The sequence below is a fragment of the Nostoc sp. CHAB 5836 genome, from assembly GCF_020829445.1.
Classification (GTDB): domain Bacteria; phylum Cyanobacteriota; class Cyanobacteriia; order Cyanobacteriales; family Nostocaceae; genus Nostoc.
Genome location: NZ_JAIVFV010000034.1, coordinates 20,842 through 33,396, shown reverse-complemented (window position 1 = coordinate 33,396; position 12,555 = coordinate 20,842). Strand labels below are relative to the sequence as shown.

At 41.1% G+C, this 12,555-nt stretch carries 4 protein-coding genes; all 4 read left to right on the top strand.

The features are described 5' to 3' along the window. Positions 1 to 2: 2 nt before the first annotated feature. The 4 genes from LC605_RS09760 to LC605_RS09745 all read left to right on the top strand — a co-directional run bounded on the left by LC605_RS09760 (position 3) and on the right by LC605_RS09745 (position 12,545). The gene (locus LC605_RS09760; protein WP_229547358.1) at positions 3 to 713 is read left to right on the top strand and encodes an aspartate/glutamate racemase family protein; all 711 of its coding nucleotides are present in this window, start codon (positions 3 to 5) and stop codon (positions 711 to 713) included. Positions 714 to 1,047: 334 nt separating this feature from the next. Further along, a complete protein-coding gene (locus tag LC605_RS09755; RefSeq protein WP_229547357.1) occupies positions 1,048 to 2,073 on the top strand; it encodes a hydroxyacid dehydrogenase in 1,026 nt (341 codons plus the stop codon). 24 nt (positions 2,074 to 2,097) lie between these two features. Further along, positions 2,098 to 3,882 (top strand): ABC transporter ATP-binding protein/permease, encoded by a 1,785-nt coding sequence (locus LC605_RS09750; protein WP_229547356.1) that lies wholly within the window; start codon positions 2,098 to 2,100, stop codon positions 3,880 to 3,882. A 218-nt stretch (positions 3,883 to 4,100) separates the two neighbouring features. Further along, positions 4,101 to 12,545: a non-ribosomal peptide synthetase gene (locus LC605_RS09745; RefSeq protein ID WP_229547355.1), complete on the top strand. Its 8,445-nt coding sequence runs from the start codon at positions 4,101 to 4,103 to the stop codon at positions 12,543 to 12,545. The last annotated feature ends 10 nt before the right edge of the window (positions 12,546 to 12,555 follow it).

The window sequence follows — 12,555 nt, the reverse complement described above, 5'->3', positions numbered from 1 at the left end:
TTATGAGTAAAAAGCCACCAATTCTTGGAGTTTTAGGCGGAATGGGACCTGTAGTTACCGCCGAATTTCTCAAATCTATTTACGAATATAACCAGTTTATTCATCAAGAACAAGAAACACCTAATGTTATTGTTTTCTCACTGCCATCTATACCAGATCGCAACAATTCCATTAATACTGGGAATGAAAAAGAATTTATTGATTTTATCCAATTGCATCTGGAAAATCTCAATCAACTTGTTGACCATATAGTGATTGGCTGTTGTCTAGCTCATTATGCTTTACCTCAGATTCCAGAACATCTGACGCGGAAAGTAATTTCTCTAATTAAAATCGCCGATCAACAACTTCAAGAACATGATGAACCTGCCCTTTTATTGGCAAGCACAGGAACTTATACAAAAAAATTGTTTCAGGAAAATTGTATTGCTACTGAACGCATTATTTCTCTGTCAAAAGCAGAGCAACAATTGATTGATGATATGATATTTAAAATACTCAAGCGAGGACAAGATCCATTCAAAATTCTTGCAGATATCAAAGACTTATTAGAGAAATATAATACTCATTCTTATATTTCTGGTTGTACAGAATTCCATTTGTTAACAAAATATCTCAAGGCAAATGGAATTGATTCGATCAAAGCGATTGATCCTTTAAGTACTATTGCCCAAAACTTTTTTCAGCTATTAGATTCTAATTCGCTTCCATAAAAAAAATTGCTGAAGACGGATGCCTGAAAATAAGCCCTGGCAAATAGAAGTCAGATTTTGAAACCCTTGATTTATTTGACATTAGAGGATGTTTGAAAAGAAAAGTATTGGGCGAATAGAATTCGCTACTACACAAACAAAGTCCACCTCCGTGGACTAAGAAAAAATCAAGGGTTTTAACCTGCGGAGGCAGGTTTTGTCTCGTGTAGCCGCGATTTATAATCGCCCAAGCAAGTAACAATTTAGACTTTTCAAACAACCTCTTAGTCTGTTCAGGTTGACTTTGCTTGTGAAATAGTGATTTGTGTAAAAAATTTAGTTGAGGATAAATTTGATGACAGCTATCTTCCGCCAAACTTCCACAGTAGATACTAAAAATCAGAAGGTTCTTTTAATTGGGAAAATGTACCATGAGACAGGTGAACAACTGCTTGAAGAACATACTAATGTCGAAATTTTAAAGGAACCAACAAAAAATCAAATCAATAACGCTATTCAAGAAGCATCCGGCGTATTTGTTCGTTATCCTACTCAATTAGATGCCCAAGCGATCGCATTCGCCAAAAATTTAAAAGTCATCAGTACATCTGGATTTGGCACTGATGCAATTGACATTGCTGCGGCAACAAAACATGGGATTGTTGTAGTTAACAATCCTGGTTTGTCAACAACTGCTGTCGCCGAACACACGATTTGCATGATTTTAGCTCTGGCAAAAAAGCTGACTTTTCTTAATCAGTGTGTAAAAACAGGAAATTACTTAATTCGGAATCAAGTACAACCAATGCAACTGGAAGGAAAAACACTTGGTATTGTTGGACTAGGAAGGATTGGTAGTGCTGTTGCCAGTATGTGCAGTACAGCATTCCAGATGCGAATTTTAGCTTACGATCCTTACGTTCCATCCACCAAGGCAGAAGCAGTGGGTGGAACCTTGGTAAAAAACTTAGACTCCCTTTTGGCGGAATCTGACTTTGTATCTTTGCATCCTGAACTAACCGATGAAACTCATGAAATGTTTGCTTTAGAAGCTTTCCAAAAAATGAAACCCACTGCTTTTTTAATTAATACATCTCGTGGGAAGATAGTTCGTGAGCAAGATTTGGTTGTAGCCATAGGTGAAAAATGGATAGCAGGAGCAGCAATAGATGTGTTTGAGCCAGAACCCCCATCTCAGGAGAATCCTTTATATGACTTTGACAATGTAATTTTGTCACCGCACCTGGCTGGAGTTACACCAGAAGCGGCTATAGCTGCTACACTTTCGGCAGCTAATCAAATACTGCAAGTGCTTCAGGGTAAAAAGCCGCCTCATATTGTGAATCCAGAAGTTTGGCCCAATTTTCCAAACCTGCAATGAGAACCATTATATTTATTATTGAATATGCAAACTCAAGTTGTTCGCGATCGCCCCTTAACAAATACGCCTCCTATTTCGGGTTTTACTCGATTTTGGAATAATTTTCAAGCGATCGCTAAACCTTACTGGTATCCAACAGATCCCCAGGGAAGGCCATTTTCAGAGGTGATTGGCTCATGGGGAATCCTCGCTCTTCTCATCTTATTAATCATCGGGCTTGTGGGCGTAACTGCTATTAATAGCTTTGTTGATCGCTATTTAATTGATGTCATTATTCAAGATAAAGATACTTCTAAGTTTTTCAAGACCTTATCGATTTACGCCATTGGACTGCTCTCAATCACCCTCTTGACAGCATTTAGTAAATTTGTCAGAAAAAAAGTTGCACTTGATTGGTATCAATCGATCAATAAGGAGATTTTAGAAAAATATTTTAGGAATCGCGCCTACTATAAAATAAATTTTATATCAGATCTTGATAACCCAGATCAACGTCTATCCCAAGAAATCGAACCTATTACCAGGATTGCTCTCAATTTTGCAGCTACTTTTTTAGAAAAAGTCCTGGAAATGACGACTTTTTTAATAATTCTTTGGTCAATTTCTCAAATTGCCGCAGTTATTCTGCTTATTTATACGATTATAGGTAATTTGATTGCTGTTTACTTGAGTCAAGAATTAGAGAAAATTACTCAAAATGAACTTGAATTTAAAGCCGACTATACTTATAGCCTAACTCATGTTCGGAATCATGCCGAATCGATAGCTTTTTTTCAGGGAGAAAACCAAGAATTAAATATAATTTTGCGCCGATTTAATCATCTTCTAAAAAACTCTGCCAGCAAGATTGACTGGGAGAGAAATAAAGACATTTTTAACAGAGGATATCGGTCTGTTATTCAAATATTTCCGTTTTTAATATTTGCACCTGCATATATTCGCGGTGAAATTGATTTCGGGCAAGTTAATCAAGCAATTATCGCTTGCAGTATGTTTGCTAATGGTATTGCCACATTAATAGATGAATTTGGGAGTTCTGGACGATTTTCTAGTTACGTTGAGCGTTTAGTTGAGTTTTCCGATGCTTTAGAAGCTGTCACCAAAAAACCAGAGAACGTCAGTAGCATTAAAACAATCGAAGAAAACCATATTGCTTTCGAGAATATCACCTTACAAACACCGAATTATGCTCAGGTAATCGTCGAAAACTTATCACTATCTGTTCAACCAGGAGAAGGTTTATTAATTGTTGGGCCTAGTGGTAGAGGTAAAAGTTCTCTGTTAAGAGCGATCGCTGGTTTGTGGGATGCCGGATCTGGTCGTCTCGTGCGCCCCCCCCTGGAAGAAGTTTTATTTTTGCCTCAACGTCCTTATATAATTTTGGGAACATTACGCGAACAGTTACTCTATCCGAGAACAAATCGTCAAATGACTAATACAGAACTCCAAGCAGTTTTGCAACAAGTTAATCTCCAAAACGTGGTAACAAAAGTTGATAGCTTTGATACAGAAGTTCCTTGGGAAAATATATTATCGCTAGGAGAACAACAACGCCTTGCTTTCGCGCGACTCTTAGTTACTCGTCCTAGTTTTACTATATTAGATGAAGCAACGAGTGCTTTAGATTTGAAAAATGAAGGAAGTTTATATCAACAGTTACAAGATACTAAAACAACCTTTATCAGTGTTGGGCATCGGGAAAGCCTGTTTAATTATCATCAATGGGTTTTGGAGCTTTCACAAGATTCCAGTTGGCAACTTTTAACCGTGCAGGATTATCAGCTTCAAAAAGCTAAGTTAAATGTATAAAACTCTATTTAATGTAAGCATTTCGGCTATTATCCTGAGCAGGAGAGTAAAACATAAATGAATTTTTTTCTTAATGAATTATTGTTTCCAAAGCAGTTATACCAATTTTTTATGAAGCTGCATAGAATTCGATCCCCCCTAGCCCACGCCAGAGTCAAGCAGTTAAAAATTGAACAAAATCAATCACCACAACAAGATTAATACTACATATGGAAGTGATGGAAGCAAATTTGGTTGCCATAGATTACCAAATTCGACAACTTCGAGACATTCAGCCAGTTACACCCTTATTTAATAGTGTAAGTCGAAATCAAATAGAGCATAAAGATAAAATAGTTGGTGTTATATCGGAAAAAATCCGGGATATAGTATATAGTCTAACTGCCAACTATCCGGCTAATAAACTAGCTTTATATCTTTCAGTTATTCAAGTTTTAATATTTAAATATACGGCTCAAGAAGAATTTGTTGTAGCCACGGGAGCTTTAAACCAAGACAAATCTGATAGCCTGATCTTCTCCCGATTTAACCCCCAAAAACTCATCACCTTTAAAGATTTACTCAAAATAACCCGCAGTCATCTTCAAGAGGGATACCGATACCAAAGCTATGATGTAGAGGCTCTGATTGAAACCTTTCTCGCTAGAGATGGGAATCCAGCCACAATTTTTGATATTGCTTTGATCCAAGAGGGATTTTGCAGCCGCAGTTCTTTATTAAACAACTTTCAATTAGTTTTTGCAATTGATATTCAAGATACTTCTGTTTCTGTAACTTTCCCAAACAATAATTTTCATCGAGATTTTGTCGAGAGAATGTTGGGGCATTTTCGGCAAATCTTGGAAACTGTGACGGCAAATCCTGACTGTGAATTGTCAGAAATTGATATCCTCACAACAGCAGAACGTTACCAATTACTTACACAATGGAATGACACTCAAGCTGACTATCCCCAAGACAAATGCCTTCATCAGTTATTTGAAGAGCAAGTAGAGCGCAACCCTGATGCAGTGGCGGTGAGATTTGAAAATCAGCAATTAACCTATCAACAACTTAATCAAAAAGCTAATCAACTGGCTCACTATTTGCAAACAAACGGTGTCAAACCAGAAACACTAGTTGGCATTTGCATTGAGCGTTCCTTAGAGATGGTGGTAGGACTGTTAGGAATTCTCAAAGCTGGGGGAGCATATCTACCATTAGACCCCAAATATCCCAAAGAACGGCTGAATTATATCCTCCAAGATACAGGAGTTACAGTATTACTCACCCAGCGATCGCTCACTGAATTGTTACCAGAGCATCAGGTAATTGTGCTGTGTTTAGATGCAGATTGGCCAATTATTGCTCAACACAGTCAACAAAATACCACAAGTGGGGTAGCGGGAGAGAATTTAGCTTATGTAATTTATACTTCTGGCTCTACAGGCAAGCCCAAGGGAGCAATGAATACCCACAAAGGTATTAGTAATCGCTTGCTGTGGATGCAGGATACTTATCAGTTAACACCAAGCGATCGCATTCTCCAAAAAACTCCCTTCAGTTTCGATGTCTCAGTGTGGGAATTCTTTTGGCCGTTATTAGCAGGTGCAACTCTGGTAGTCGCCAAACCGGAAGGGCATAAAGATAGTGCTTACTTAATCAAGCTGATACAGCAGCAGCAAATTACCACCATCCATTTTGTGCCTTCAATGCTGCGAGTGTTTTTGCAAGAACCAAACCTCGAAGATTGCAGTTGCTTAAAGCGAGTAATTTGTAGTGGAGAAGCACTACCTTATGATCTGAAACAACATTTCTTTGAGCGGTTAAACTGCGAACTACACAATCTTTACGGGCCAACAGAAGCAGCAATTGATGTCACATACTGGCAGTGTTTACCACAAATTCAGCAGCAGATAGTTCCCATTGGTCGTCCCATTGCCAACACCCAGATTTACATCCTAGATCAATATCTGCAACCAGTTCCTATTGGCATCACCGGAGAATTACATATCGGTGGTGTTGGTTTAGCCCGTGGCTACCTCAATCGCCCCGAATTAACTGCCGAGAAATTTATTTCTTATCCGTTTAGTGATGGCAAACTATATCAGGACTTACACACAGGTAACGGAAAATCGAACCACAGAGGACACAGAGGACACGGAGGAATAAGAGTTTCAGAGAGTTCTTGCGTAAGTCCTATATATAAAACAGGCGATTTAGCTCGCTATTTACCGGATGGCAATATTGAATATCTTGGTCGCATCGATCACCAAGTTAAGATTCGCGGCTTCCGTATAGAACTAGGAGAAATTGAGACTGTACTCAGCCACCACCCAGCAGTAGAACAGGCTGTAGTCATAGCTTATGAGGAAAAAACTGGAAATCAAAGCCTGATTGGTTACATCGTTGCCAATTCTCAAAGGAGCGATCGCCCTGAGAATAACCAATTTGACGAACAAGTAGAGCAATGGCAGATGCTCTACAACCAAACTTACAGCCAAACTAATATCGAGCCAGACTCAACCTTTAATATAGTTGGCTGGAATAGCAGCTACACAGGTCAATCCATTCCCGCAGACCAAATGCGCGAGTGGCTCAACGACAAAGTAAAAATAATTCTCAGCCAGCAACCAAATCGAGTCCTGGAAATTGGTTGCGGCACAGGACTAATACTATTCCAAATTGCTCCGCACTGCCGCCATTATTGGGCTACAGACATCTCACCAGTGGCACTAGAATACATCCAGCAGCAATTGAGCCAACTAGAGCCAAACTTAGATCATGTGCATCTATTGCAGCGTGCAGCAGATAATTTTGAGAATTTAGAGGCACAAAGATTTGACACGATCATTCTCAACTCAGTCGTGCAGTACTTCCCCAATATTGATTATTTGTTGCAGGTTTTAGAAGGTGCAGTGAATGCAGTTGCCCCTGGAGGCTGTATTTTCTTGGGAGATGTGCGGAATCTCCAATTACAGGAAGCTTTTCACGCCTCTGTGGAACTGCATAAAGCTTTGCCTGATCTATCTGTAACCCAGTGGCAACAGCGTGTCCAGAGGCAAATTGACCAAGAGAATGAACTGCTGATTGATCCAGCCTTCTTTGCAGCTATTGGGCAGCGTTTTCCCCAAATTACTCATGTAGAGATTCATTTACAGCGAGGACAGCACCACAACGAATTAACTCAATTTCGTTACAACGTCCTACTGTATGTGGGAGATGCGGTGGATGTCCCCCAGGATGTTCAGTGGATAGATTGGCAAAAACAACAACTCACATTATCTGCACTGCAACATCTGCTAGAGGAGACACAACCTGAGATATTGGGGGTTACACGGATACCGAACGCACGATTAGTAAGACCTTTAAAAAGCGGAGAATTACTGAAAAATCCCCAGGAACTCCAGACAGTCAGCCAATTACGTGCAGTCATAAATGCGATCGCTCCAGAGATAGGAGTAGAACCCGATGAATTTTCTGCTCTAGCTGAGGCTTTGTCTTATTCTTTAGTTATTACTTGGTCAGATACAAGTGTTTGCGACTACTACGATGTGATTTTTATACAACGCCCAAGTCAGGGGCGAATCCCTAAGAGAGTGTTTACTCCCACTCAAAAACAAACTCAGCGTGACTGGCGATTATATGCCAACCAACCTTTACAGCCAAAGTTGAAACGTCAACTTATACCCCAACTGCGGAGTTATCTAGAAACACATCTACCAGAGTACATGATGCCAAATGCTTTCGTCATGTTGGATGCTATACCACTGACAGCCAATGGCAAAATTGACCGTCGGGCCTTACCGTCTCCAGAACAAATCCGTCTAGAGTTGGCAAATACCTTTGTCCCCCCATGTACTCCCATAGAGGAAATCCTGGCTCTGATCTGGGCTGAAGTTTTGGGCATCGAACAGGTGGGTATCCACGACAACTTCTTTGAACTAGGAGGAGACTCAATTCGGGGTATCCAGGCGATCGCCAAAGCTAGGCAAATGGGTTGCGATTTTTCCCTACCGCAGCTATTCCAACATCAAACAATTCAAGAATTGGCAAGTTTAGTTAGCCAAGAATTAAGTTCTTTACCCACACAAAAGACAGAGGCATTCAGCCTCATCTCTGAAGAACAGCGTCTAAATTTACCAGAAGGTGTAGAGGATGCCTATCCACTCGCAGCTCTACAAGCAGGGATGGTCTTTCACAGTGAGTATAGTACTAACGTCCCAATCTACCACGATGTCTTTACTTACCACATTCGAGCTACTCTCAACATCGAGGCTTTACACAGTGTCATCAAACAGGTAGTCAATCGTCATCCAGTGCTACGTACCAGCTTCGCCTTCACTAACTACCAACAGCCACTACAACTGGTTTATCAGCAAGTCGATGTTCCTTTAAACTTAGATGATCTGAGTCATTTATCGACCACTGAACAAGAATTAGCCCTAGATACTTGGATTGAACAAGAGAAAACACGGCATTTTGATTGGAATGTTCCGCCATTACTGCGCTTTCATCTACATCGCCGCAGTTCTGAAACATTTAATTTGACCTTGAGCTTCCACCACTCTATTCTTGACGGTTGGAGTGTGGCCTCGCTGCTGACTGAATTGTTGCAACAATACTTATATATTCTCAGCAAAAATGTTCTGCCTCTGCCAGCACCACCGACAATTACCTTTCGAGATTTCGTGGCATTAGAGCAAATAACCTTGAAATCTCAAGAATGCCAAGAATATTGGCAACAGCAACTCAGCGACATGACAATTACCAAACTACCACGGTGGTCAAAGTCGAACCGCGACATTAAAAATTGGGATTCGTCAGTTTTTATATCTTCAAGAGTTTCTCAGGGTTTAAAACAACTCAGTAAAGCGACGGGAGTTCCCCTCAAAAGTGTTTTGTTAGCCGCTCATTTAAGGGTGTTGAGCTTCTTAACTAACCAGACAGATATTCTCACAGGTTTAGTATCTAATGGCAGACTAGAAGATACTGATGGAGAAAGGGTACTAGGATTATTTCTGAATACTTTGCCATTTCGTTTAAAACTCCTTGGTGGCACTTGGACAGACTTAGTGCGGCAAACCTTCGATACTGAACGGGAATGCTTGTCTTTTCGACGATATCCTCTGGCTGAATTGCAACGGAATTTTGGTGGAGAGCCTTTGTTCGAGACTGCGTTTAACTTCATTCATTTCCACGTTTACCAGGACATCATAGGTGTTAAAGATTTAGAAGTATTAGGTGGTAAGTTTTTTAATCAAACCAACTTCACTTTAGTAGCTAACTTTAGTCTGCATCCCATTTCTTCCCAAGTAGAGCTAATCCTGAAATACGATGGTAATCAGTTAGGTGAAGAACAGATAAAAATGATTGGCGGATACTATCAAGAAGCTCTAACAGCAATTGCCAGTCAAGGGCCAGAACGATATGAAAAGCATTGTTTACTATCAGATAGAGAACAACATCGGCTGTTGGTGGCATGGAATGACACTCATGCTGACTATGCTCAAGATAAATGCATTCATCAGTTATTTGCAGAGCAAGTAGAACGTAGTCCCGATGCTGTGGCGGTAGTATTTGAAAATCAGCAATTGACCTATCGACAGTTGAATGAGCGGGCTAATCAGTTAGCTCATTATTTACAAACACAAGGCGTAAAACCAGAAGTACTAGTAGGCATTTGCGTAGAGCGATCGCCAGAGATGATTATCGGAATGCTGGCTATTCTCAAAGCTGGTGGAGCATACTTGCCGCTCGATCCGGCATACCCTCAAGAACGCCTATCCGGGATTTTGACAGATGCCAAACCAGCAGTCCTATTGACCCAGAAGCAACTGATTGACAAGTTAGGAGAACACCAAGCCCATATAGTTTGTCTGGATAGCTATTGGCATCACACCCAAGAGAGCCAACAAGACCCGATCTGTGCTACTAGCATCGATAACTTGGTTTACGTAATTTATACTTCCGGCTCCACAGGCCGACCCAAAGGAGTCCAAATCACCCATGCAGGACTACTAAATCTGGTATGTTGGCATCAAGATAATTATCAAGTAACATCAGCTGACCGAGCAACCCAACTGGCTGGAGTAGCATTTGATGCAGCTGTTTGGGAAATTTGGCCTTACCTGACCTGTGGTGCAAGTGTGTATTTACCAAATGAAGAAATTCGGATTGCACCACTACAACTGCGAGATTGGCTAGTATCCCAAGCAATCACCATCAGTTTTCTGCCCACACCCTTGGCAGAGAGCATCTTGTTGTTGGATTGGCCAAAGAATGTCGCTTTACGCACCTTACTAACTGGTGGAGACAAACTGCATCATTATCCGGCTAATTCGCTACCATTCAACTTGGTCAATAATTACGGCCCAACGGAGAATACAGTGGTTGCAACTTCTGGGTTGGTTCCAGTCAAGGAGGAATTTGACAGCAGCCCAGCGATCGGGCGACCGATTGCTAATACGCAAATTTATCTTTTAGATGCCAATTTGCAACCTGTACCGATTGGTGCTCCAGGTGAGTTACATATCAGTGGTGCTGGTTTAGCTCGGAATTACCTCAACCGCCCAGATTTAACAAATGAGAAATTTATTGCCAATCCCTTTAGCCAAGAATCGGGTGCAAGGCTGTACAAAACTGGCGATTTAGCCCGCTATTTGGACAATGGAGAGATTGAATATCTCGGTCGGATCGATCACCAAGTTAAGATTCACGGCTTCCGCATTGAATTAGGAGAAATCGAGACTGTACTCAACTACCACCCAGCAGTAGAACAAGCAGTAGTCATACTGCCAGAAGACATCCCTGGTAACAAACGCCTGGTAGCTTATGTAGTTACACAAAACCAGTCTACAGATAGAAATGATCTGCGCCGTTTCTTACAGCAGAAATTGCCAGATTACATGATTCCTTCAGCTTTTGTGTTCTTAGAAGCTTTGCCATTAACCCCCAATGGTAAGGTAGACCGCAAAATGTTACCTTTACCAGAAGCAGAACTGACACGAGAACAAGAGTTTGTCCCCCCACAGACATCTATTGAGCAGATTTTAGCCACTATTTGGGAAGATGTCTTGAGACTCAAGCAAGTAAGTCGCTACGATAAATTCTTTGAAATTGGTGGTGACTCCATTCTCAGTATTCAAGTAGTCGGCCGCGCTCGTCAAGCAGGTATTAAAATTACCCCAAGACAGATATTCCAATATCCCACCCTTGCAGAACTCGCTGCTGTAGCCGATACTGCTACATCAATATTGGCTCAACAGGATTTAGTGACAGGAGTTGTACCGCTCACTCCGATTCAACATTGGTTCTTTGAGCAAAATCGCTCTGATTTGCACCATTTCAACCAATCAGTGTTGCTGCAAGTACCCTCTCACCTGAAACCGGAGTTATTGTCCCAAGCAATTAGCAAATTACTAGAGCATCACGATGCTTTGCGGCTGCGGTTTGTCTTTGAAGAAGGGAAATGGCAGCAAACAAGCGATCGCATTTCTGATACAATACCTTTCCAAGTCATCGACTTATCCCCAACTCCTCAGCCGCTACACGCACAAACCTTAGAGCAAATAGCAACTACCCAACAGGCTAGCTTGGATCTGTCAACAGGGCCGTTAATCAGAGTGGTACTGTTTCAATTAGGCAATAACTGTGATAGTCGATTACTGATCATCATCCATCACCTCGCTGTCGATGGAGTCTCCTGGCGGATTTTACTAGAAGATTTGTTCACAGCTTACCAGCAGCTAGAACAACAAGAGACTATCCAATTGCCACTTAAGACCTTGGCTTTTCAAGATTGGGCAATGCTTTTGCAAGAATATGGAAAAAGTGAAGTGGTGCGATCGCAGTTAAACTACTGGTTAAAGCAGCCTTGGTCGGAAGTAAATTCTTTACCAGTAGATCATCCAACAGGAAAACAAAACAATTCAGTAGCTAGTATTGCCGATATATCCGTTAATCTCAGCCAAGAACAAACTCGCGCCCTATTACAAAAAGTTCCCTCTGCCTACAATACCCAAATCAACGATGTCCTGCTCACAGCTCTAGTGCAGACTTTGGCAGAATGGACAGGAAAATCTACAGTATTACTTGACCTAGAAGGACATGGACGGGAAGATTTGTTTGTAGATGTGGATATATCTAGAACAGTAGGCTGGTTTACTAGCATATTTCCCGTAGTATTGCAACTACCAAATCAAAACCATCTAGGAGAAGCTCTCAAATCCATTAAAGAACAGTTACGAGCCATTCCCCAAAGAGGCATCGGCTACGGAATCTTACGTTATCTGAGTCAGGAGCAAGAAATTTCTGCTCAAATAGCAGCAATACCTTTGAGGGAAATCAGTTTTAACTATTTGGGTCAATTCGATCAGGGACAAGGACTCGAATTGGCTCCTGAGTCTAAAGGATCTAATCATAGTCTCAAAGGCGATCGCACTCATCTATTAGATATTACTGCCAGAGTCATAGAAGGGCAGTTGCAAGTTAACTGGAGCTACAGCCGTCATATCCATCAGAATTCCACAGTGGAATTACTAGCTCAGAAGTATCTCGAAGCTTTGCTCAAACTGATTGACCATTGTCTGTCTTCTGAAGTTGGGGGATACACTCCCTCTGATTTTCCAGTGGCAAACTTAAATCAACAGGAACTAGACGAAATTTTGGCAGAAATCGATTAAGGAGGATAAA